The sequence below is a fragment of the Belnapia sp. genome (assembly GCF_059504005.1).
In genome coordinates this window covers 24870-45567 of record NZ_JCACHU010000130.1, presented here as the reverse complement: position 1 = coordinate 45567, position 20698 = coordinate 24870, and the positions used below count along the sequence as shown (strand labels likewise).

Annotated in this window: 23 protein-coding genes; 6 read left to right on the top strand and 17 right to left on the bottom strand. The window is 71.4% G+C overall.

Annotation, left to right across the window (positions count from 1 at the left end):
* Nucleotides 1-179: 179 nt before the first annotated feature.
* Entirely contained in the window at nt 180-2876 is a 2697-nt protein-coding gene (gene acnA, locus AC5JJ1_RS16775; RefSeq protein WP_495786246.1) for an aconitate hydratase AcnA, read from the bottom strand.
* A 135-nt stretch (nt 2877-3011) separates the two neighbouring features.
* Here acnA and ccmA point away from each other — a divergent pair, with 135 nt between their 5' ends.
* From ccmA to AC5JJ1_RS16755, 4 genes are read left to right on the top strand one after another with little or no spacing between them, the layout of a single operon-like run.
* Nucleotides 3012-3602 (top strand): heme ABC exporter ATP-binding protein CcmA, encoded by a 591-nt coding sequence (ccmA, locus tag AC5JJ1_RS16770; RefSeq protein ID WP_495786245.1) that lies wholly within the window; start codon nt 3012-3014, stop codon nt 3600-3602.
* On the top strand, nt 3599-4258 hold the full coding sequence (gene ccmB, locus AC5JJ1_RS16765) for a heme exporter protein CcmB (protein WP_495786244.1): 660 nt from the start codon (nt 3599-3601) through the stop codon (nt 4256-4258). Before ccmA ends, ccmB begins: the two co-directional genes overlap by 4 nt.
* Nucleotides 4259-4262: 4 nt before the next feature.
* A complete protein-coding gene (locus tag AC5JJ1_RS16760) occupies nt 4263-4796 on the top strand; it encodes a 2'-5' RNA ligase family protein (protein ID WP_495786243.1) in 534 nt (177 codons plus the stop codon).
* A 16-nt stretch (nt 4797-4812) separates the two neighbouring features.
* Entirely contained in the window at nt 4813-5451 is a 639-nt protein-coding gene (locus AC5JJ1_RS16755) for an SOUL family heme-binding protein (RefSeq protein ID WP_495786242.1), read from the top strand.
* On the opposite strand, the gene AC5JJ1_RS16750 is transcribed toward AC5JJ1_RS16755, so the two are convergent.
* The 11 genes from AC5JJ1_RS16750 to AC5JJ1_RS16700 all read right to left on the bottom strand — a co-directional run bounded on the left by AC5JJ1_RS16750 (nt 5429) and on the right by AC5JJ1_RS16700 (nt 14958).
* A complete protein-coding gene (locus AC5JJ1_RS16750) occupies nt 5429-5890 on the bottom strand; it encodes a MarR family transcriptional regulator (RefSeq protein ID WP_495786241.1) in 462 nt (153 codons plus the stop codon). The two genes, AC5JJ1_RS16755 and AC5JJ1_RS16750, sit on opposite strands and share 23 nt — an antisense overlap.
* Before the next feature lie 28 nt (nt 5891-5918).
* Complete coding sequence (locus tag AC5JJ1_RS16745) at nt 5919-6938, bottom strand: acyltransferase family protein (protein WP_495786240.1); 1020 nt, start codon at nt 6936-6938, stop codon at nt 5919-5921.
* Nucleotides 6939-6945: 7 nt separating this feature from the next.
* Entirely contained in the window at nt 6946-8430 is a 1485-nt protein-coding gene (locus tag AC5JJ1_RS16740; protein WP_495786239.1) for a carboxypeptidase M32, read from the bottom strand.
* Nucleotides 8427-9110: an SURF1 family protein gene (locus tag AC5JJ1_RS16735; protein WP_495786238.1), complete on the bottom strand. Its 684-nt coding sequence runs from the start codon at nt 9108-9110 to the stop codon at nt 8427-8429. The genes AC5JJ1_RS16740 and AC5JJ1_RS16735 overlap by 4 nt, the downstream gene beginning before the upstream one ends.
* 95 nt (nt 9111-9205) lie before the next feature.
* Entirely contained in the window at nt 9206-10057 is an 852-nt protein-coding gene (locus AC5JJ1_RS16730; RefSeq protein ID WP_495786237.1) for a cytochrome c oxidase subunit 3, read from the bottom strand.
* An 86-nt stretch (nt 10058-10143) separates the two neighbouring features.
* Nucleotides 10144-10761, bottom strand: coding sequence for a cytochrome c oxidase assembly protein (locus tag AC5JJ1_RS16725; protein ID WP_495786236.1), 618 nt, complete (start codon nt 10759-10761; stop codon nt 10144-10146).
* A 4-nt stretch (nt 10762-10765) separates the two neighbouring features.
* Nucleotides 10766-10897 (bottom strand): cytochrome c oxidase system small membrane protein, encoded by a 132-nt coding sequence (locus tag AC5JJ1_RS16720; RefSeq protein WP_495786235.1) that lies wholly within the window; start codon nt 10895-10897, stop codon nt 10766-10768.
* On the bottom strand, nt 10894-11817 hold the full coding sequence (locus AC5JJ1_RS16715) for a heme o synthase (RefSeq protein ID WP_495786234.1): 924 nt from the start codon (nt 11815-11817) through the stop codon (nt 10894-10896). The genes AC5JJ1_RS16720 and AC5JJ1_RS16715 overlap by 4 nt, the downstream gene beginning before the upstream one ends.
* An 81-nt stretch (nt 11818-11898) precedes the next feature.
* Complete coding sequence (gene ctaD / locus AC5JJ1_RS16710) at nt 11899-13494, bottom strand: cytochrome c oxidase subunit I (protein WP_495786233.1); 1596 nt, start codon at nt 13492-13494, stop codon at nt 11899-11901.
* 31 nt (nt 13495-13525) lie between these two features.
* On the bottom strand, nt 13526-14440 hold the full coding sequence (coxB, locus tag AC5JJ1_RS16705; protein WP_495786232.1) for a cytochrome c oxidase subunit II: 915 nt from the start codon (nt 14438-14440) through the stop codon (nt 13526-13528).
* Between the two features lie 191 nt (nt 14441-14631).
* The gene (locus AC5JJ1_RS16700) at nt 14632-14958 is read right to left on the bottom strand and encodes an ArsR/SmtB family transcription factor (RefSeq protein ID WP_495786231.1); all 327 of its coding nucleotides are present in this window, start codon (nt 14956-14958) and stop codon (nt 14632-14634) included.
* 137 nt (nt 14959-15095) lie between these two features.
* On the opposite strand from AC5JJ1_RS16700, the gene AC5JJ1_RS16695 reads away from it, so the two are divergent.
* Nucleotides 15096-16406, top strand: coding sequence for an Nramp family divalent metal transporter (locus AC5JJ1_RS16695; protein ID WP_495786230.1), 1311 nt, complete (start codon nt 15096-15098; stop codon nt 16404-16406).
* A 9-nt stretch (nt 16407-16415) separates the two neighbouring features.
* A complete protein-coding gene (locus AC5JJ1_RS16690; RefSeq protein WP_495786229.1) occupies nt 16416-17102 on the top strand; it encodes a lytic transglycosylase domain-containing protein in 687 nt (228 codons plus the stop codon).
* Here the strand turns inward: AC5JJ1_RS16690 and AC5JJ1_RS16685 are convergent.
* From AC5JJ1_RS16685 to AC5JJ1_RS16665, 5 genes are all read right to left on the bottom strand, one after another.
* Nucleotides 17071-17757: a class I SAM-dependent methyltransferase gene (locus AC5JJ1_RS16685; protein ID WP_495786313.1), complete on the bottom strand. Its 687-nt coding sequence runs from the start codon at nt 17755-17757 to the stop codon at nt 17071-17073. The genes AC5JJ1_RS16690 and AC5JJ1_RS16685 overlap by 32 nt on opposite strands.
* A gap of 103 nt (nt 17758-17860) precedes the next feature.
* Complete coding sequence (locus AC5JJ1_RS16680; protein WP_495786228.1) at nt 17861-18727, bottom strand: DMT family transporter; 867 nt, start codon at nt 18725-18727, stop codon at nt 17861-17863.
* A 159-nt stretch (nt 18728-18886) separates the two neighbouring features.
* A complete protein-coding gene (locus tag AC5JJ1_RS16675; protein ID WP_495786227.1) occupies nt 18887-19333 on the bottom strand; it encodes a GcrA family cell cycle regulator in 447 nt (148 codons plus the stop codon).
* Nucleotides 19334-19463: 130 nt separating this feature from the next.
* Nucleotides 19464-20183 carry an LrgB family protein gene (locus AC5JJ1_RS16670; protein WP_495786226.1) on the bottom strand — a complete coding sequence of 240 codons (720 nt, stop codon included), beginning with the start codon at nt 20181-20183 and terminating at the stop codon, nt 19464-19466.
* Nucleotides 20180-20521, bottom strand: a complete 342-nt coding sequence (locus AC5JJ1_RS16665) for a CidA/LrgA family protein (RefSeq protein ID WP_495786225.1) — start codon at nt 20519-20521, stop codon at nt 20180-20182. Before AC5JJ1_RS16665 ends, AC5JJ1_RS16670 begins: the two co-directional genes overlap by 4 nt.
* Nucleotides 20522-20698 lie beyond the last annotated feature (177 nt).

Below are 20698 nucleotides of genomic sequence, written 5' to 3'. Positions count from 1 at the left end.
TCCTCCTTCGGGCCTCCATGGGCCGTGCGGAGGGAGGCTAGGCCGGCATCCCGGCGAGGAAAAGGGCGCGCCCCCCGCGGACCGCGCCCTCATTCAACCTACCGTGCCCTGCGCCGTCCCGCAGCTTCACCGTGGGACGGTTGCCGAAGCTTCCAAAGGCCCGCGAAAAGCGGGGAGTGTCAGGCCGCCTTCGCCATCCCGCGCAGCACGTAGTGCAGGATGCCGCCGTTCTTGTAGTACTCGACCTCGTCAGCGGTATCGATGCGGCTGAGGACCTTGGTGCGGGTCTCGGTGCCGTCGGCGCGGCGGATGACGAGGTCCAGCGTCTGGCGAGGCGAGAGCTGCTCGAGACCAAGGATGTCGACCACCTCGTCGCCCTGGATGCTGAGGCTCTTGCGATCCTCGCCATTCATGAAGACCAGCGGCAGGACGCCCATGCCGACCAGGTTCGAGCGGTGGATGCGCTCGAAGCTCTCGGCGATGACGGCCTTCACGCCGAGCAGGAAGGTACCCTTCGCCGCCCAGTCGCGCGACGAGCCGGTGCCGTATTCCTTGCCGCCGAACACGACCAGCGGCACGCCCTCGGCCTTGTACTTCATCGCCACGTCGTAGATCGGCGCGACTTTGCCCGAGGGGTGGTGCTTGCTGACGCCGCCCTCCGTGCCGGGGACCATCTCGTTCTTGATGCGGATATTGGCGAAGGTGCCCCGCATCATGACCTCATGGTTGCCGCGGCGGGCGCCGTAGCTGTTGAAGTCGTCCTGCCGGACCTGGTGCTCCAGCAGGTATTCGCCGGCCGGGCTCGACTTCCGGATGTTGCCAGCGGGCGAGATGTGGTCGGTGGTGATGCTGTCCGCCAGCTCGGCCAGGACGCGGGCGCCATGGACCGAGGTCACCGGCTTGATGTCGGCCGACATGCCGTCGAAATAGGGCGGGTTCTGCACGTAGGTGGAGCCGCTGTTCCAGCGATAGGTGTCGCTGTCCGCATCGACGCGGATGGCCTGCCACTGCGCCGGGCCCTTGAACACGTCGCCGTAGCGGCCCTGGAACATCTCGCGCGTCACGCAGGCATGGACGGTGTCGTTCACCTCCTTCTGCGTCGGCCAGATGTCCTTGAGGTAGACCGGCTGGCCGTCCGAGCCGGTGCCGATCGGCTCCTTGGTGATGTCCTTGGTGATGGTGCCAGCCAGCGCATAGGCGACGACCAGCGGCGGTGAGGCCAGGTAGTTGGCGCGCACGTTGGCATGCACGCGGCCCTCGAAGTTGCGGTTGCCCGACAGCACCGAGGCGGCGACCAGCTTGTTGTTCTCGATAGCGTCCACGATCGGGTCCGGCAGCGGGCCGGAGTTGCCGATGCATGTGGTGCAGCCATAGCCGACGGTCTGGAAGCCGATGGCGTCGAGATCCGACTGCAGGCCGGACTTCTCGAAATACTCGGTGACCACCTGGCTGCCCGGGGCGAGCGAGGTCTTCACCCAGGGCTTCGGCGAGAGCCCCTTCTCCCGCGCCTTGCGGGCGACGAGGCCGGCGGCGACCATCACATAGGGGTTCGATGTGTTGGTGCAGCTGGTGATCGCGGCGATGACCACGTCGCCATGGCCGAGGTCGTAATTGGCGCCCTCGACGGGGACGCGCTTGGTGGCCTTGTCACCGGGCACGCCCATGGTGCCGGCGGCGAGATCCTTTGCGAAGCTGGTCGCGGCGTTGGACAGCGCCACGCGGTCCTGCGGGCGCTTCGGGCCGGCGAGGGAGGGCTCGACGGTCGCCATGTCGAGCTCGAGCGTGTCGGTGAAGACCGGGTCGGGCGAGCCGCTGTCGCGCCACATGCCCTGGGCGCGGCAATAGGCCTCGACCAGCTTGATGCGGTGCTCCTCGCGCCCGGAGAGGCGGAGATAGCCGATGGTAACGGCATCGACCGGGAAGAAGCCGCAGGTCGCGCCGTATTCGGGTGCCATGTTGCCGATGGTGGCGCGGTCGGCGAGCGGCAGGTCATCGAGGCCAGGGCCGAAGAACTCGACGAACTTGCCGACGACGCCCTTCTTGCGCAGCATCTGCGTGACGGTCAGCACGAGGTCGGTGGCCGTCACGCCCTCGCGCAGCTTGCCGGTCAGCTTGAAGCCGATGACGTCCGGGATGAGCATGGCGATCGGCTGGCCGAGCATCGCGGCCTCGGCCTCGATGCCGCCGACGCCCCAGCCGAGCACGCCGAGGCCGTTGACCATCGTCGTGTGGCTGTCCGTGCCGTAGCAGCTGTCGGGATAGACATAGGTGTCGCCGATGTCCTGCGCGGTCCAGGCGACCTGGGCGAGGTATTCGAGGTTCACCTGGTGGCAGATGCCGGTGCCGGGCGGGACGACGCGGAAATTGTCGAAGGCGGCCTGGCCCCAGCGGAGGAACTCGTAGCGCTCGCCGTTGCGCTGGAACTCGATGTCCACGTTCTTCTGGAGCGCCTGCGGCGTGCCGGAGACATCGACCATGACCGAGTGGTCGATGACGAGGTCGACGGGGACGAGCGGGTTCACCTTCCGCGGGTCGCCGCCGAGGGCGATGATGCCGTCGCGCATCGCAGCGAGATCGACCACGGCGGGGACGCCGGTGAAGTCCTGCATCAGGATGCGGGAGGGGCGGAAGGGCACTTCGCGGTCGGAATGGCCAGCGGGAAGCCAGCCGGCGATCGACTTCGCATCCTCGACCGTGTAGCTGCGGCCGTCCTCGTAGCGGAGGACGTTCTCGAGCAGCACCTTCAGGCTGTAGGGCAGGCGCGCGATGTCGCCGATCGAGCGGGCCGCCTCGGGCAGGCTGAAATAGTTGTAGGTCTTGCCGTCCACCTCGAGGGTGCGGCGGGTCTTCAGGCTGTCCTGCCCGATCATACGCATGGTGCGGGGGCCCTTTTTCCTCAAACCGCATCGACTATGCTGCGATGCGGGGCTGGCGGTTTTAACCACGCTGCCGCGGGCTGGTCCATGCCCCCGCGGTTGTCAAGGCCAGATGAGAAGGGTTCGCAACTGGCCATGCTGCAAGCGGAAAACCTGGCCTGCCGGCGTGGTGAAAGAGTCGTCTTCGCAGGGCTTTCATTCAAGGTGGAGCCGGGCGCGGCAGTGCTGTTGACCGGCGAGAATGGCGCCGGGAAATCGACCCTGCTGCGGCTGCTGGCCGGGCTGCTGGCGCCGGCGGAGGGGCGGCTGCTGTGGCAGGGCGTGGATGCCTTCGCCGACCGCGCGGCGCATGCCGGGCGGCTGCGCTACCTCTCGCATGCCGATGCGCTGAAGCCGGCGCTGACGGCGCGGGAGAATCTCGGCTTCTTCGCCAGGCTCTGGGGCGGCGAGGTGGGGGCGGCGCTCGACCAGCTTGGGCTCGCACCGCTCGCGGAGCTGCCGGCGCGAGTGCTGTCCTCCGGGCAGAAGCGGCGGCTGGCGCTGGCGCGGCTGGCCCTGGCCCCGGCGCCGCTCTGGCTGCTCGACGAGCCGACGGTCGGGCTCGATGCGGCCTCCGTGGAGCGGCTGGGGGGGCTGCTGGCGCGGCACAGGGCGCAGGGCGGGATGGTGCTGGCGGCGACGCATCTGCCCTTGCCCCTGCCGGACGCGCGGGAGCTGCGGCTGTGAGGGGGTTCGCGGCGCTGCTCGGGCGGGAGCTGCGGCTCGCCTTGCGGCATCCGGCGGATTCGCTGGCGGCGGTGCTGTTCTTCGTCCTGGTGGCCGCGCTCTTCCCCTTCGGCATCGGGCCGGCGCCGGAAGCGCTGGCGCGGCTGGCGCCCGGGGCCCTGCTGGCGGCGGGGCTGCTGGCGGCGCTGCTGCCGCTCGACCGGCTCTTCGGCGCGGATGCGGAGGATGGGACGCTCGACCAGCTGCTGCTGTCGGGGATGGGGGCGGCGGCGGTCGCGCTGGCCAAGGCGGTCGCGCATTGGCTGGTGACGGGGCTGCCGCTGCTGGTGGCGACGCCCATCGCCGGCGCCATGCTCAACCTGGCGACGGAGGCCTGGCCGGCGGCGATGGCGGCGCTCGGCCTGGCGACGGGGTTCCTGTCGCTGCTGGGGACGGCGGGGGCGGCGCTGACGCTGGGCGCGCGGCGCGGCGGGGTACTGCTGCCGCTGCTGGTGCTGCCGCTCGCCATCCCGGCCGCCATCTTCGGCGCGGCGGGGATCGAGGCGGCGGCCGCGGGGCTGGAGGCGCGGCCCTATCTGCTGCTGCTCGGGGCGCTGGTCGCTGCGGCGCTGCCGCTGGCGCCGCTGGCGGCCGGGGCGGCACTTCGGGTGGAGTAGGGCGATGGCCTGGGCGGTGACCTTGCGCCTCGACGGGGCAGCGGCGCGGCGGGTGGAGGGCTTGCGGGCGGCGCTGCTCCGGGCAGAGGGCGAGGCGGCGCGGCCCCCGCCCTATCCGCCGCACATTACCCTGGCGCTCGCCGCGCAGGCGGTGCCGCAGGAGGCGCTGGCCCTCATGGCGGGATGGGATGCGATGCCGCTCGCGCTCGCCGGGCTGGCGGTATTTCCTGGCACGCCGTCGGTGGTCTGGGCGGTGCCGGTGGTGACCGAGGCGCTGCTCGCCCGGCATGCGGCGCTGCATCGGGCGCTCGGCGACTGCGGATGCCATCCGCATTACCGCCTCGGCGCCTGGGTGCCGCATGTGACGCTGAGCCTTGAGGGGCGGCTTCCGGGCGGGGCGGCCCTGGGCGCGGCGGCCGAGGCCTGGACGGGGCCGGTCGAGGGCTGGCTCGACCGGGCCGAGCTCGTGGAGCTGCCGGCGGTACGGGTGGCCTGGGGCATGGCGCTTCCGCAGCCCGCCCCCAGATCGGACGGGTGATGGAGGGTCCACTGCCATGCTCGGACGCGTGCTGTCGGCTGCCTCGGGCCTACTGCTCGGGGCCTGTTCGGTCTTCGGCGTGAGGTCGGGGACGGAAGAGCCGCGCTTCTCCGTGGCGGGGCAGCTCGGCGAGGTGGAGATCCGCGACTATGCCCCTCGCGTGGCGGCTGAGACGCTGGTTGCAGCCGGGAGCGAGGAGGCGGCGCGGCAGGAGGGGTTCCGCCGGCTCGCCCGCTACATCTTCGGCGGCAACCGGGGCCAGGCGCGGATCGCCATGACGGCGCCGGTGGCCCAGGCGCCGGAGCGGATCGCCATGACCGCGCCGGTCGGGCAGTCGCCGGCGGCGGGGGGCTGGGTGATCCGCTTCTTCCTGCCCGCCTCGATCCCGAGCGCGGAGGCGGCGCCGGTGCCGGAGGACGGGCGCGTCACCATCGCCAGCGTTCCGGGCGAGCGGGTCGCCGTGCTGCGCTATGCCGGGGTGCCGAATGCCAAGGCGGCCGCCGCCGCGCGGGCGCGGCTGCTGGCGGCGCTCGCCGCCGGGCCCTGGCAGGCGGAGGGCGAGGCCTTCGATTGGTTCTACGACCCGCCCTGGACCCTGCCGCCGCTACGGCGGAACGAGGCGGCGGTGCGCGTCAGCCGCCGGCCGGGGGCGTAGCGAGGCCGGTCGCCACCCGCTCCAGCACGGCGAGGCAGGCGGCGAGGTCCTCCTCCGGGATGCCGGCCAGGATCTCGGCGCGGACCAGCGTCGCCGCGGCCTCGATGCGCTGGATCAGCGGCAGGGCGCGCTCGGTCAGGTGCAGGGTCTTGGCGCGGCGGTCCTGGGCGGAGCTGCGGCGCTCGACCAGCCCCTCGCCTTCCAGCCAGTCGAGGGTGCGGACCAGGGTCGGCCCCTCGATCAGCAGCCGGTTGGCGAGGTCCTTCTGGGTCAGCCCGTCCCCGCAGCGCGAGAGGGTCAGGAGGGCGAGCCAGCGTGCCTCGGTCAGCCCGAAATCGGCGATGCGGGCGTCGAGCCGCCCCCGCCAGCGCCGCGCGATCTGCGCGATGCTGATGCCGAGCCGCCACTGGGTATGGGCAAGCGTTGAGCCGTCCCGCATGGCGCAAGGCTAGACCGGGCGCGGATAGCTAGGAAGCTAGATGTTTGGCCGGCGGGGCGGCGGGCAGGCGCGGCCGGGCCCGCATCAGCGGCGCCTCCACCGCGACGTGCAGCAGCCAGGCCACGGGGATGGCGACGGCGAGGGAGAGCAGGGCGAAGGCCAGCACCTGCCCGGCGGCGCCGAGCGCGGTAAACCCGATCGCCAGCGGAGCCGCGAGCGTCAGGCCGAGGCTGTGCGACAGGTAGAAGGGGTAGCTGATCCGGCCCAGGAAGAGCAGCACCGGATGCAGCAGCCAGGCCGGGCGGCGATGGGCGACGGCGCCGACCACCAGCACCGCGCCCAGCGACTCGACGACGCGGCCGAGCCCGCCGCGGCCGAGGCCCAGGCTGCCCAGCAGCAGGCCGGCGAGGCCGAGCCAGGGCACCGCGCCGCGCCAGAGCCGGGCGGGCAGGTCCGCGATCAGCGCCCCGCCGAGGAAGACGGGGAAATAGACCGCCATCGGCAGCGGCCCACGCAGCAGCGGCAGCAGCAGCACCGAGAGGGCGAAGGCGAGGGCGAGGCCCCTGCCCCGCCCGCCCGCCAGCCGATGGACGAGGAAGAGGCCAAGGCTCGCCACCATCTCCACCTGCAGCGACCAGGCGGGGCCGTTGAGGTCCGTGCGCAGCAGCAGCATGTTGCCGACCAGCCGGCCGGCCTCCGCCCCGGCGAGCAGGCCGAGCGGCAGGGCGCTCGCCATGGCGACGGGGAGCAGGCGGTAGAGCCGGGCGAGCGTCCAGTCCGGCAGCCCGCCCAGCAGGCCGCCGGGGTGGCGGGCGCAGGCGGCCCAGAGCACATGGCCGCTGAGGGCGAAGAATAGCAGCACCGCCGCATCGCTCGGGAACGCCACATAGGCGAGGCGGGCGAGGATGGCGGCCGGGTCGGCGCCCGGGAAGTCGGCGAGGCGCAGCGCCCAGGCGCCCTGGCCGGTGACGGCGAGGACGCAATGGCCGAGCGCCACGGCCAGCGCCGCCAGCCCGCGCAGGCTGTCGAGGGCGTGGTTGCGGGTCATCCCGCCGCTATTGCAGGTAGCGGCCGCGCAGATGGGCCATGAAGTCGGCCGGGTCGAGCGGCTTGCCGGTCGCCGCCCGCAGCAGGTCCTGGAAGCCGAGGCGGGAGCCATGGCCGTGGACATGGGCGCGCAGCCAGCCGAGCAGCGGCGCCATCTCGCCCTCGGCCAGCGACTGGTCGAGGTCGGGCAGGGCGCGGCGGGCGGCACCCATCAGCTGGGCGGCAGCCATGGCGCCGAGGGTGTAGCTCGGGAAGTAGCCGAAGGCGCCGTCATGCCAGTGGATGTCCTGCAGGCAGCCCTGGGCGTCGTCGGGCGGGGCGAGGCCGAGCAGGTGGGTGAAGCCCTCGGCCCAGGCGCCGGGGAGGTCGGCGACGGCCAGCTCGCCCGCGATCATCGCCCGCTCGAGGCGGAAGCGGAGGATGACATGGGCAGGATAGGTCAGCTCATCCGCATCGACGCGGATGAAGCCGCGGGAGACGCGGCGCCAGAGGCGGGCGAGGTTGGCGGTCGCATAGGGCGCCGGGTCGCCGCCGAAGGCCGCATGCAGCTCGCCGCCGAGGAAGGCGAGGAAGGCATCCGACCGGCAGGCCTGCATCTCCATCAGCAGGCTCTGCGATTCATGGGCGGCCATGCCGGCGGCCTCGCCGACCGGCTGGCGGGCCCAGGCGGCGGGCAGGCCTGCCTCGTAGAGCGCATGGCCGGTCTCGTGGATCACGCCCATCAGCGCCTTGCCGACCTCCGCCTCGCTGTAGAAGGTGGTGATGCGGATGTCGGTCGGCGTGCCGCCGCAGAAGGGGTGCAGGCTCTCGTCGAGCCGGGCATGGTCGTAGTCGAGGCCGAGACGGGCGGAGAGGCCGCGGCAGAGGCGGCGCTGGATCTCCACCGGGAAGGGGCCGGGCAGCGGCTGCGGGGTACCGCGGGCGGCCTGGAGGGCCTCGGCCCGGGGCAGCGCCTCGGCGAGGAAGCCCTCATAGGCGGCGAAGACGGGCTCGACATCGGCGGAGGCGATGCCGGGCTGGTAGCCGTCCATCAGCGCGTCGTAGGGCGAAAGGCCGAGAACCGAGGAAAGTGCGGCCGCCGTCTCGCGCTGGAGGCGGACGACCTCCTCCAGATGCGGGCGGACCAGGGCGAAGTCGGAGCGGGCCTTGGCGCCGCGCCAGACCTTCTCGCAGGCGGCGTTGGCGCGCTCGGCCGCCTCCACCAGCGCCGTCGGGAGGGCCGTCGCGCGGCGATGGGCGCGGCGCATGAGGGCGAGGTTGGCCTCCTCCCACTCGCCCTCGGCCGAGGCGGCAGCCAGCTCCTCGGCGACCTCCGGGGCGGTCAGCAGTTCGTGGCGGAGCCCGGCGAGGGTCGCCAGCTGCTCGCCGCGGGCGGCGCCGCCGCCGGGGGGCATCATCGCGCTCGCATCCCAGTGCAGCATGGCGCTGGCCTCGCCGAGTGCCGCGATGCGGGCGAAGCGGGTGGCGAGGCGGGCATAGGCGGGGCGGCTCATGCGGCATGCTCCCGGCGGTTGCGGAGGAGGAAGGCGGCCAGGACCCCGACCAGGGCGGCGGCAAGGCCATACCAGGTGATGGCATAGCCGAGATGCGGATTGTCCGGCCGCGGCAGGCTGCGCGCGGCGGCCGGGAGGGTCGCCACGCCGGCCCCCGGTGCGGCGAGGGCGACCAGGCCGAAGGGGGCGGGCGGCGGCAGGCCGAGCGCGGCGCCGATCACGCCCGGGTCGAAGACGTAGAAGCGGCGGGCCGGCAGGTCGTCGCGCGGCGAGTTCCAGTCGCGGGTATCGGCCGCGCGGACATAGCCGGTGACGGCGACCTCCCCCTCGGGCCGGGCGATGCCCTGGCTGCGCTCCATCGGCACCCAGCCGCGGTTGACCAGCAGCGGCGGGGCATCCGCGCGGAGCAGCGGCGTGACCAGATGACCGCCGAGGGTGGTGCCGCGCAGCTCGATGCCGACCAGCACCTCCCGCTCATGGTCGAAGCGGCCGGTGGCCACGACCTTGGTATAGGGCGGTGGGACACCTGCGAGCGGCACCGGCGGCCCGGCCTCGGCGGCCGCGATGCGGGCGAGGATGTCGAGCTTCCAGTGCAGGCGATGGACCTGCCAGGTGCCGAGTGCGACCAGCGCGGCCAGGACCGGCAGGCTGGCGAGGATGGGGAGGAGGAAGCGGCGCATCGCTCACCGATATGGGGGCGGATCGGGGTGCTGCCAAAAGGAAAGGGCCGCCGCCGCGCTTGCGGACGGCGGCCCCGGCCCGAGACCCTCCGGCCTCAGTGCTGGGCGATCTCGCCCGCGCCGAGGAAGTAGATACAGACGAAGAGGAAGAGCCAGACCACGTCCACGAAATGCCAGTACCAGGCCGCTGCCTCGAAGCCGAAATGCCGGTTCGGGGTGAAGTGGCCGCGGAGCGCGCGGACCAGGCAGACGATCAGGAAGGTGGTGCCGACCATCACATGGAAGCCGTGGAAGCCGGTCGCCAGGAAGAAGGTCGAGGGATAGACGCCGCCGGTGAACTTGAAGGGCGCCTCGGCATACTCGATCACCTGGAACATGGTGAAGGAGAGGCCGAGCACCACGGTCAGCGCTAGGCCGGTGATCAGCGACTTGCGGTCGTTGTGCAGCAGGCCGTGATGCGCCCAGGTGACCGTGCAGCCCGAGAGCAGCAGGATCATCGTGTTCAGGAAGGGCAGGCCGAAGGGGTCGAAGGTGAGGATGCCCTTGGGCGGCCAGATCGCCTCCACCGCGCCCGAGACATGTTGCGGGTAGAGCGCGTAGTGGAAATAGGCCCAGAAGAAGGCGACGAAGAACATCACCTCCGAGGCGATGAACAGCATCATCCCGTAGCGCAGGCCGATGCGCACGATCGGGGTGTGCATGCCCGGCGTGCGGGACTCGCGGATGACGTCGCGCCACCAGAAGAACATGGTGGCGAGCAGGCCGGCGACGCCGAGATAGAGCATCCAGTGGATGCCGTAATGCGCCAGCAGGATGATGCCGAGCACGAAGGCGCCGCCGGCGAAGGCGCCGACCAGCGGCCAGGGCGAGGGATCGACCAGGTGGTAGGGGTGCTTGTGGAGCGGCGCGGGTTCCGCGGTCGCCGTCATGTCGGTGGGGCTGGCCATTGCGCGTCCTGGTATCGTGCGGGAGGGCCCCGCCGGTCGGGGCGCATCAATCCTCAAAAGCCGGCCGTTTTCAAGCCCCGAGGCGGCTACTCGGTGGTGGTCCGGGCCGGTCCGACATGCGTCCCGGCATTGGCCAACGCGCCGGAGCGGGCGGCGTCGTCGAGGGTGCGGAAAAAGGTGTAGTTGATGGTGACGGTGCGGATGCCCCGCGTGTTCGGGTCGCTGGCGATGGCGGGATCGACCCAGAAGCTGAGCGGCATGTCGACCCTCTGCCCGGGCTCGAGCGTCTGCTCGTTGAAGCAGAAGCAGGCGGTTTTGTGGAAATACTTGCCCACCACCTCGGGCGTCACATTGTAGGTGGCGACCCCAGTGACCGGACGGTCGGCGAGGTTCTCGGCACGGTAGAAGCCCATCCCCTCCTCGCCGAGGCGGAGCGAGACGCTCGCCGCCTCCGGGGCGAAGCGCCAGGGCAGGCCGGGATGGGTATTGGCATTGAAGCGGACGGTCACCGCCCCGGCATCGGCCGTGGCGCCCGGCGCGGCCGGCCCGCCGGTCTGCACCGTGCCGTTGTAGCCGGTCACCTGGCAGAACATGGTGTAGAGCGGCACCGAGGCGAAGGCGAGGCCGACCATGCAGGCGACGCCGCCGCCGACCACGAGGCCGAGGCGGCGGTTGCGGCGGCGAAGGGTCTCGGCAGGCGTCATGGGATCAGCCCCTCAATACGCGGGCGGTGCTGATGGCGAAGAACAGCACCACGAGCAGGACAAGCACCCCGAGCACGGCCCAGTTCTTCTGCCGGCGCCGGCGGTCGAGATCGAAGCGCTGCTCGGGCGTCATCATCCGAGCAGCGCCTTGTCGGCGGCCAGCGCGACGAAGAGCAGAGCCAGGTAGAGAAGCGAGTAGCGGAAGGCCTTCTTGGCCGGCTTGTCGCCGGTGAGGCTGCGCCCGGTCTCGTCCTGCCTGTCGCGCCAGACGGCGATGGCATGGCGCAGGAACTCGGCGCCGAGCAACACGGCCGCCGCCGCGTAAAGCCAGCCGGCGAAGCCGAGCAGCGTCGGCAGCAGCGTCAGCGGCAGGAGGAGGATGGTGTAGACCAGGACCTGCTTCCGCGTTTCCCGCGCGCCATGGGTGACGGGGAGCATCGGCACGCCGACCTTCTCGTAATCGGCATGGGCGAAGAGGCTGAGCGCCCAGAAATGCGGCGGCGTCCAGAAGAAGATGATGGCGAAGAGAATCATCGGCGCCAGCGTCACGTCGCCGGTGACCGCCGCCCAGCCGATCACCGGCGGGAAGGCGCCGGCCGCGCCGCCGATGACGATGTTCTGCGAGGTCCGCCGCTTCAGCCAGGCGGTGTAGACGAAGACGTAGAAGGCGATGGAGAGCGCCAGCACGCCCGCCGCGGCCCAGTTGGTGGCGAGCCCCATGATGAGGACGGAGGCGACGGCGAGGCCGACGCCGTAGCAGAGCGCCGCCCCCGGCTCGATCCGCCCGGCGGGGATGGGCCGGTTCTGGGTGCGGCGCATCACCGCATCGATGTCGCGGTCGTACCACATGTTGATGGCGCCCGAGGCGCCGGCGCCGAGCGCGATGCAGAGCACCGCGGCTATGGCGAGCGTCGGGTGGAGGTGGCCCGGGGCGACGAGCAGCCCGCAGACGCCGGTGAGCACCACCAGCGAGATGACGCGCGGCTTGAGAAGGGCTACCCAGTCGCGGACTTCGGACAGGTCCTGCTGGGGGGCTGCTGCGGTGACGTCGCTCATGGGGGCGATGTAGGGCCTCATAAAGGAAAACGCCACACCCCGGGTGCCGGGATATGGCGCTTTCCGTCGCTAGGAGCTGCCTCAGCGGACCTGCGGCAGTTCCTCGAAGGTGTGGAAGGGCGGCGGGCTGCTCACCTGCCACTCGAGGGTGGTCGCCCCCTCGCCCCAGTAGTTGTCGGCCAGGTGCTCCTTCGAGGTCAGGGTCTTCCAGCAGACATAGAAGAAGACCAGCATCGAGGCGCCGGCGACATAGGAGCCGAGCGAGGAGACCAGGTTCCAGCCCCAGAAGGCGTCCGGGTAGTCCGGGTAGCGGCGCGGCATGCCCTGGGCGCCCAGGAAGTGCTGCGGGAAGAACACCAGGTTGGCGCCGATGAAGAGCATCCAGAAATGCACCTTGCCCCAGAACTCGGGGTAGGGCTTCCCGCTCATCTTACCGATCCAGTAGTAGAAGCCGGCGAAGATCGAGAAGACGGCGCCGAGCGACAGCACGTAGTGGAAGTGCGCCACGACGTAGTAGGTGTTGTGCAGGATGACGTCGACGCTGGCATTCGCCAGCTTCACGCCTGTCACGCCGCCGACCGTGAAAAGGAAGATGAAGCCAATGGCGAAGAGCATCGGCGTCCTGAGGTCGAGCGAGCCGCCCCACATGGTGGCGATCCAGGAGAAGATCTTGATGCCCGTCGGCACCGCGATGACCATGGTCGCGGCCATGAAGTAGGCCCGCGTGTCCACGTCGATTCCGCTGGTGAACATGTGGTGCGCCCAGACCACGAAGCCGACCACGCCGATCGCCGTCATCGCATAGGCCATCCCGAGATAGCCGAAGACGGGCTTGCGGCTGAAGGTCGAGACGACGTGGCTGACGATGCCGAAGCCCGGCAGGATCATGATGTAGACTTCGGGGTGGCCGAAGAACCAGAACAGGTGCTGGAACAGCACCGGGTCGCCGCCGCCCTCGGGCTTGAAGAAGGCCGTGCCGAAGTTGCGGTCGGTGATCAGCATGGTGATGGCGCCCGCCAGCACCGGCACCGCCAGCAGCAGCAGGAAGGCGGTGATCAGCATGGCCCAGACGAAGAGCGGCATCTTGTGCAGCGTCATGCCCGGGGCGCGCATGTTGAAGATGGTCGTGATGAAGTTCGCCGCGCCCATGATCGAGCTCGCACCGGCGAGGTGCAGCGCGAAGAGCGCGAGGTCCATCGACGGGCCCGGGTGGTAGGCGCTGTCGGAGAGCGGGGTGTAGATCGTCCAGCCCGCGCCGGCGCCCTCGCCGATGAACATGCTGGCGCCGAGCAGCAGGAAGGCCGGGACCAGCAGCCAGAAGCTGATGTTGTTCATCCGCGGGAAGGCCATGTCCGGCGCGCCGATCATCAGCGGGACGAACCAGTTGCCGAAGCCGCCGATCAGCGCCGGCATGATGACGAAGAAGACCATGATCAGGCCATGGGCGCTGACCACCGTGTTCCAGGCCTGGCCGCTGCCGAAGAATTGCAGACCGGGCTGCTGCAGCTCCATCCGCATCAACATCGACAGGGCCACGCCGATGGTCGCGGCGAAGACCGAGAAGATGAGATAGAGGGTGCCGATGTCCTTGTGGTTGGTGCTGAACAGCCAGCGCGCGACGAAGCCGGGGGCGTGGTCGTGGTGGCCGTCGTGATGTGCGTCTGTGGCGTGCGCCATGGATCCGCCTCTGGATGAAAGGGTCAGCCGCCTAGCGGCTCAGCTCGGCGACGCGGGTGCCGGCCTCGGCCGGGGCGCCGTCATTCGCCGCGTACTTCTTCTTGGCCTCCTCGACCCAGGCCTGGAACTCGGCCTGCGGCACGGCACGGACCATGATCGGCATGAACCAGTGGTTGGTCCCGCAGATCTGGTTGCACTGGCCGTAATAGACGCCGGGGGCATCGGCGCGGAACCAGGTCTCCAGCGTCCGGCCGGGGATCGTATATTTCTGCACGCCGAGCGAGGGGACGAAGAAGCTGTGGATCACGTCCTGGCCCGTCGTCAGCACGCGGATATTGGCGCCGACGGGGATGACCAGGGGCTCGTCCACCGCGAGGTTGCGGGGCTGGCCGGGCTTCAGGTCCTCGTCCGGGATCGGGCGGCTGTCGAAGGCGAAGTCGCCGTTGTCCGGATAGGCATAGTGCCAGTACCACTGGCGGCCTTGGACGTTGATCGTCAGGTCCGCATCCCGCGCCCGGTCCTCGTAATAGATCAGGCGGAAGGAGGGGATGGCGATCACCAGCAGGATCAGCACCGGCACCACCGTCCAGGCGATCTCGAGGATCGTGTTGTGGCTGGTGCGCGAGGGCGTCGGGTTGGCCGAGGCGCGGAAGCGCCAGATGCAGTAGCCCAGCAGCGCCATGACGAAGACGGTGATGGCGACGATGATCCACAGCACCAGGGTGTTGAAGTCGTGGATCGCCTCCTTCACCGGGCCGCCGGCCGGCTGCAGGCCGGTGCCCCAGGGGATGGGGGCGCCGAGATTGGAGTGGGTTTCGCCGACCACCCCGCCGGAGGCGCGATTATCCTGCGCCAGGGCCGTGCCCATGGCGCCACCCAGCGCGAGCAGGGCGGCCAGCGCCAGCCTCGATGCCCACCCGAACCCCTGACCGATCACCCGCTGCATCCCGTGTCCCGCCCGCCGCGCGCGCCGTGCGCACCGCCTGAGAAAGGTCCCCGCCGGCCGGACTGGCCAGCCGACGCATCGCCGCGCCCGGAGGGCGCTGAGGCGACGCGGCCGGACCATAGTCGCCCTGCACCGCAACGCACAAGTGAGGCTCCGCCGGCGATCCGCAAGTCCGCGCGGAGGGTCCGGGGTCAAGGCGCAGCTTCGGCCTCGGCATCGACCTCGGCGACATGGTCCACCATGTCGGACAGCATGGAGCGGACATGCTCGTCCATCACCGCATAGAAGACCTGGCGGCCGCGCCGGTCCGCCTGCAGCAGGCGCGCGGCGCGCAGCAGGCGCAGGTGGTGCGAGACGAGGGAGGCGGAGATGCCGAGGCGCTCCGCCATCTCGCCCACCGCCGCCGGGGCGTCGAGGCAGGCGAGGATGATCTTGAGCCGCGTCGGGTCGCTCATCAGGCGGAACATTTCCGCCAATTCGACCACCTGGTCGTCGCCGATCCGGATTCGTCCGCGCATCTGCCCTCACCCCTGCTCTCATGCCTTGACAGGAAAGCATCGCGAGCGCAACTGGGTGGTAACGGATAACCCACTGAAAAACAAGGAACCTTTGAACAGTTGAAGACCTGTTCAGCCATCCGTGCGGGAATGGCCGCATGTTGAAGCCGCCGCCGGCCGATCTCAGCCTAGCGGAGATGCATGCCAGCGTCCGCATCCCCCATGCCGCGGGCTGGCTGCGGCGGCTCGGCGCCTTCGTCGGGCCCGGCTACCTCATCGCCGTCGGCTACATGGATCCGGGCAACTGGGCGACCGCCCTCGCCGGCGGCTCGGCCTTCGGCTACACGCTGCTCACGGTGGCGCTCGCCTCCTCGCTGATGGCGATGCTGCTGCAGGCGCTCTGCGCGCGGATCGGCATCGCCACCGGCCGGGACCTGGCGCAGCTCTGCCGGGACCGCTTCCCCCGCCCGGTCAACCTCGTGCTTTGGGCGCTGGCGGAGATCGCCATCTGTGCCACCGACCTCGCCGAGCTGATCGGTACGGCGATCGCCCTCAACCTGCTCTTCGGCTTGCCGCTGCTGGTCGGCGTGGTGCTGACCGCGCTCGACGCGCTGCTGATCCTCTGGCTGCAGCACCGGGGCGTGCGTTGGCTGGAGGCGCTGGTGGCGGGGCTCATGGTCCTCGTCTTCGGCTGCTTCGCGGCGCAGATGGTGCTCGCCCAGCCGGACTGGGCGGCGGTGCTCGGCGGCTACCTGCCGAGCGCCTCCATCCTAACGAACGAGACCCAGCTCTACATTGCTATCGGCATCCTCGGGGCGACGGTGATGCCGCACAACCTCTACCTGCACACGGCCGTGGTGCAGTCGCGGGCCTATGGCGAGGGCGTGGCGGACCGGCGGGAGGCCATACGCTTCGCCACCATCGACAGCACCGTGGCGCTGACGCTCGCGCTGCTGGTGAACTCGGCGATCCTCATCACCGCGGCGGCGGTCTTCCATGCCGGCGGGCGCACTGAGGTCGCCGAAATCCAGGAGGCCTATGAGCTGCTGGCGCCGATGGTGGGCACGGCGATGGCCGCCACCCTCTTCGCCGTGGCGCTGCTGGCCTGCGGGCTGAACGCCACTGTCACCGCGACTCTGGCCGGGCAGGTGGTGATGGAGGGCTTTCTGGGCCTGAGGCTGTCGCCGGTGTTGCGGCGGCTGGTGACGCGGCTGATCGCCATCGTCCCGGCCGTGATCGTCACCTGGCTCTATGGTGAGAGCGGCACGGCGGAGCTGCTGGTCTTCTCCCAGGTGGTGCTCTGCCTGCAGCTGCCCTTCGCCGTGATCCCGCTGATGATGTTCGCCGCGGACCGGGAGCGGCTGGGCGCGCAGGCGGCGCCGCGCTGGCAGGTGGTGCTGGGCTGGGCCTGCACGGTGGTGATCGTGGGGATGAACCTCAAGCTGCTCTGGGGGTTCGTGGCGGGCTAGGCTCGAGCGATGCGCTGGATCGCCCTCTGCCTGATCCTCCTCGCCGCCGGCCCGGCCCGGGCGCAGGAGGACTCCTGGCTGGCCTGCCGCCGCGCCATCGCCGCCGCCGAGCGCGGCTCCGGCCTGCCGCCCGGCCTTCTGCTGGCCATCGCCCTCGTCGAGACCGGGCGGGGCGAGCCGGGCACCGGCCGGTTCGAGCCCTGGCCCTGGAGCTGGAATGCCGCGGGCGAGGGCCATGCCGAGCCGACGCGGGAGGCCGCGGTCGCCGCGGTCTCCGGCCTGCTCGCGCGCGGGCAGCGCTCGGTCGATATCGGCTGCATGCAGGTGAACCTGCTGCACCATCCCGAGGCCTTCCCCGGCGTGGCGGAGGGCTTCGACCCGGCGGCCAATGTCCGCTACGCGGTGCGCTTCCTGCAGGAGCTGCGGGCGCGGACGGGGAATTGGGCGGATGCCATCGCGCAGTATCATTCCGGCGATCCGGAGCGGGGCGCGGGGTACCAGCAGCGGGTGGTGATGGCGCGGCTCGGGGCGGCCTTCGCCCATGGCGGCAGCGTGCCCCTCCCCGCCCGGAACCTCGCCGGGCTCTGCGCGGCGGGGCGGCAGCCGGCGCTGGTCATCAGGCGCGGCGGCGGCGGGGTCAGGCCGCGGCTCGCCTGCGCGGCGGTCAGCCGGGGTTCGGCACGCGCACCAGGGTGAAGAGCCCGAAGGGCGGGCAGGCCTCGATCTCGGCCGCCTGGCGCGGGTCGTCCAGCAGGTCGGTCAGGGCGAAGTCCGGGTGCCAGCCGAGCACGCGGGAGAGCGGCGCCAGCGTCCGCTCCGCCCACCAGCGGAGGCCGCCCTCGGCGGCGAAGTGGTTGACGAAGAGCAGCTCGCCGCCCGGCCGCACGACGCGGCGCATCTCGCGGAAGAGGCGGCGGGCATCGGGCACCACGGTCGCGGTGAACATGGCGACGGCGATGTCGAAGCTGCCATCCTCGAAGGCCATGGACTCGGCATCCATCTCGAGCAGGCCGGTGACGTTGCGCAGGCGCTCGTTGGCGACGCGGTCATGGGCGCGGCGGAGCATGTCGCTCGACAGGTCGATGCCGACCACCTGCTTGTGCTTCTCGTAGAGCGGCAGGGCGAGGCCGGTGCCGACGCCGACCTCCAGCACCTTGGTGCCGGGCAGGCGGTTGGCGGCAGCGACGGCGCGGCGCCGGCCGGCGCCGGAGACGCCGCCGAAGACCTCGTCATAGACGCCGGCCCAGCGGCGATAGGCATCCCGCACGGCGCCGGCATCCAGTGCCGTCCGCGGATGCGGGTCACGGTCGATCGGCTTGTGATGGGGCTGTTCCAGCCTGGCGTGCGAAATGACCCGGCTCTCCTCAGTCGAGGTTCCTGCGCTAGACCAAGCAGGACTGGGACGCAAGCGGGGGCCGGCGCCGAGGGTTCCCGAAGAAACCGCTGTTGATTGATCAGGCCGGCCTTCGGTCCGGCAGGGCGACGAGGATGCCGCCGAGGGCGATGACCAGGCCGCCGAGCAGGGTCCAGCCATCCGGCCAGTCGCCGAAGACGAGGATGCCGGAGAGGCTGGCCCAGATCAGCTGGGTATAGGAGAGCGGCGCCAGCAGGCTGACCGGGGCGCGGGCATAGGCCAGCACCAGTAGCCCATGGCCGAGCGCGCCGAACAGGCCGAGCAGCATCAGCAGCGGCCAGTGGCCGAGCGGCGGCCAGGTCCAGAAGAGGGGCTGCACGAGGCTGGTCACCACGCAGCCGGCGAAGCCGGTATGCAGGATGGTGGTCCGCGGGTCGTCGATCGCGGCCAGCCTGCGGGTCAGGATCTGGTAGACGGCGAACATGCAGGCCGTGCCGAGCGGCAGGATGGCGGCCCAATGCGGCGGCTCGGCGCCGGTGAGGAAGGGCGGGCGGAGCGCCAGCATCACGCCCCCGAGGCCGATGGCGACGCCGGCCCAGCGCCGAGCGCTGACGCGCTCGCGCAGCCAGAGGGCGGCCAGCGCCACGGTCAGCAGCGGGGAGGCGAAGCCGATGGCCGTCGCGTCGGCAAGCGGCAGGTAGGGCAGCGCCGAGGAGAACATCAGGTTGGCGCCGGTCAGCATGAGGCTGCGCCAGGCCTGCAGCCATGGCGCGCGGGAGCGCCAGGGCAGCCGGCGCATGGTGAGGCGGAAGACGAGGGCAACGGCGAGCAGGCTGAAGAGGAAGCGGGCCCACATCAGCTGCGGCACGGCGTAGAAGGCGGTCATCACCTTCAGCAGCGTGTCCATGCAGACGAAGACGGCGAGCGCTGCGACCTGCAGCAGAAGCCCGGCGAGCCAGCCGCTCATCGGGCGGGAAGGATGGACATCCCGTCAGGATCGCCCCGGCGCCACCCGCTGGCAACCGGGAAGGACCCCGCCGCGGCGTCGCCGTGGCAGGAATGCGATGCGCCCGGCATTCGGTGGCTCATCGGCCCCCGCGGCGACGCGAAGCGTTGTCTTGGGGGTCTAGGCCGCATCCTCCCGCCGGTCGCGGGCCTTCACATAGGCGACGGCGGCGTGTTCCTGGCAGTAGGGCTTGCCGGTCAGCGCATCGCCCGAGCAGAAGCGGAATTCCGGCGTCCCCGGCTCGCCGAGCGGCCAGCAGCAGGTCCGCGCCGCGGCGCGCGGGAAGTGGCGGACCACGGCGGCGGGCGGCGCAGCCGGCTGCTCCAGGCGGCGGAGCGGTGCGGCCTCGCGGGCCGGCGGCGTGGTGCGGCGGGGCTGCGCGGCCGGGCGCTCGCCGCCTTCGGTCTCGCGGCGGATCGGGCTGGGCCGGGCATCGAGGTTCAGACGGTGGGCCTTGCCGACGACTGCATTCTTCGAGATGCCCATGCGCCGGCCGATCTCGGCGGTGGAGTGACCCTCCGCCCAGTAGGCGCGGAGTTGGTCGATAGCCTCTGCCGTCCACTCCATGTGGTCCTCCCCTGCCCCGGCCTACCAGATGTGGCCACCCACTAGATACGGTAGGATATCGCGCAGGGCCGCCACAAGTTCTGGCCGGTCGTGACTCCTGTGAATCCTGTGGAAAAGCCTCGTTTCGGTCTCAACCGGCGAGCGCATGCCACAGCAGGGGCAGCAGGAGGGCGGTCGCCAGGGCATTCAGTCCCATCGCGAGGCCGCTGAAGGCCCCTGCGGCAGCGCTGACGGAGAGCGCGCGGGCCGTGCCGATGCCATGCGATGCAGTCCCGATGGCGAGTCCCCTCGCGCGCATGTCCGCGACTCGGGCGAGGTCGAGCACCAGGGGCCCAAGCGCCGCGCCGGTGATGCCGCTGGCGATGACGAGGGCCGCGGTCAGCGAGGGCAGCCCGCCGATCCGCTCGGCGATGCCCATGGCGACGGGGGTGGTGACGGAGCGCGGGGCGAGCGAGGCGACAACTTCCGGCGAGGCGCCGAGGGCGAGCGCGATGCCGACGCCGACCGCCGCGGCGAAGAGCCCGCCGGTAACGACGGAGAGCGCGGCGAGCAGGGCCGAGCGGCGGACGGCGGCCCATTGCCGGTGCAGCGGCACGGCCAGCGCGACGGTCGCCGGGCCGAGCAGGAAGTGGACGAACTGCGCCCCCTCGAAGTAGCGGCCGTAGTCGACGCCGCTCAGCAGCAGCCCCGCGGCCAGGATCAGCACCGCGAAGAGCACCGGGTTGGCCAGCGGATGCCGCCGGCAGAGGCGCTGCAGCCGGAGCGCGCCGAGCCAGGCGAGCAGCGTCGCGGCCAGGGCGGCCAGCGGCTCCCGCGCCAGGTAGACCCAGATCTCACCGAGCTCGTTCATCGGCCGCGCAGCAGCCATTGCGCGAGGCGGCCGGTGAAGGCGATGGCCGCCAGCGTCCCGACCAGGACGCCGAGGCTGAGCGGCGCCCAGTCCCGCGCCAGCAGCGGCAGGTAGAGCATCACCCCGACGCCGGCTGGGACGAAGAGCAGGCCGAGATTGCCGAGCAGCGCATCGGCCGTGGCGTCGAGGGCGGGCGGCGCCTCGCGGCCGCGCAGCAGCAGGCCGGCGAAGAGCAGCGCCATGCCGATCACCGGGCCGGGGACGGGCAGGTGCAGCGCGCGGGCGAGAACCTCGCCGGCAAGCTGGCAGGAGAGCAGGGTGGCGAGAGCGCCGATCATGCGCGGCGCCCCTTGGTCGGCAGCAGGATCATGGCGGCAAGGCTCCTTCCCGCCGCCATGATCCGCCCGCCGCGACGGGGTGGACAAGGCTCGCTCCGCAGGGAGAACCCTTCCGCGGCAAAGCCGCGGAAGGGATGGACGGTGCTGGGAAGGAGGCACCGACCGGGGCCCCCGCGG

Bases quoted from the DNA above. Each gene is read 5' to 3' on its own strand.
- AC5JJ1_RS16730 (WP_495786237.1), bottom strand. From the start codon at position 10,057: ATGGCCAGCCCCACCGACATGACGGCGACCGCGGAACCCGCGCCGCTC.
- AC5JJ1_RS16740 (WP_495786239.1), bottom strand. From the start codon at position 8,430: ATGAGCCGCCCCGCCTATGCCCGCCTCGCCACCCGCTTCGCCCGCATC.
- AC5JJ1_RS16755 (WP_495786242.1), top strand. From the start codon at position 4,813: ATGCTCGGACGCGTGCTGTCGGCTGCCTCGGGCCTACTGCTCGGGGCC.
- acnA (WP_495786246.1), bottom strand. From the start codon at position 2,876: ATGCGTATGATCGGGCAGGACAGCCTGAAGACCCGCCGCACCCTCGAG.
- AC5JJ1_RS16735 (WP_495786238.1), bottom strand. From the start codon at position 9,110: ATGCGCCGCTTCCTCCTCCCCATCCTCGCCAGCCTGCCGGTCCTGGCC.
- AC5JJ1_RS16695 (WP_495786230.1), top strand. From the start codon at position 15,096: ATGTTGAAGCCGCCGCCGGCCGATCTCAGCCTAGCGGAGATGCATGCC.
- AC5JJ1_RS16665 (WP_495786225.1), bottom strand. From the start codon at position 20,521: ATGATCGGCGCTCTCGCCACCCTGCTCTCCTGCCAGCTTGCCGGCGAG.
- AC5JJ1_RS16725 (WP_495786236.1), bottom strand. From the start codon at position 10,761: ATGACGCCTGCCGAGACCCTTCGCCGCCGCAACCGCCGCCTCGGCCTC.
- AC5JJ1_RS16690 (WP_495786229.1), top strand. From the start codon at position 16,416: ATGCGCTGGATCGCCCTCTGCCTGATCCTCCTCGCCGCCGGCCCGGCC.
- AC5JJ1_RS16680 (WP_495786228.1), bottom strand. From the start codon at position 18,727: ATGAGCGGCTGGCTCGCCGGGCTTCTGCTGCAGGTCGCAGCGCTCGCC.
- AC5JJ1_RS16670 (WP_495786226.1), bottom strand. From the start codon at position 20,183: ATGAACGAGCTCGGTGAGATCTGGGTCTACCTGGCGCGGGAGCCGCTG.
- AC5JJ1_RS16700 (WP_495786231.1), bottom strand. From the start codon at position 14,958: ATGCGCGGACGAATCCGGATCGGCGACGACCAGGTGGTCGAATTGGCG.
- AC5JJ1_RS16675 (WP_495786227.1), bottom strand. From the start codon at position 19,333: ATGGAGTGGACGGCAGAGGCTATCGACCAACTCCGCGCCTACTGGGCG.
- AC5JJ1_RS16745 (WP_495786240.1), bottom strand. From the start codon at position 6,938: ATGACCCGCAACCACGCCCTCGACAGCCTGCGCGGGCTGGCGGCGCTG.
- AC5JJ1_RS16720 (WP_495786235.1), bottom strand. From the start codon at position 10,897: ATGATGACGCCCGAGCAGCGCTTCGATCTCGACCGCCGGCGCCGGCAG.
- ctaD (WP_495786233.1), bottom strand. From the start codon at position 13,494: ATGGCGCACGCCACAGACGCACATCACGACGGCCACCACGACCACGCC.
- coxB (WP_495786232.1), bottom strand. From the start codon at position 14,440: ATGCAGCGGGTGATCGGTCAGGGGTTCGGGTGGGCATCGAGGCTGGCG.
- ccmA (WP_495786245.1), top strand. From the start codon at position 3,012: ATGCTGCAAGCGGAAAACCTGGCCTGCCGGCGTGGTGAAAGAGTCGTC.
- AC5JJ1_RS16750 (WP_495786241.1), bottom strand. From the start codon at position 5,890: ATGCGGGACGGCTCAACGCTTGCCCATACCCAGTGGCGGCTCGGCATC.
- AC5JJ1_RS16715 (WP_495786234.1), bottom strand. From the start codon at position 11,817: ATGAGCGACGTCACCGCAGCAGCCCCCCAGCAGGACCTGTCCGAAGTC.
- AC5JJ1_RS16760 (WP_495786243.1), top strand. From the start codon at position 4,263: ATGGCCTGGGCGGTGACCTTGCGCCTCGACGGGGCAGCGGCGCGGCGG.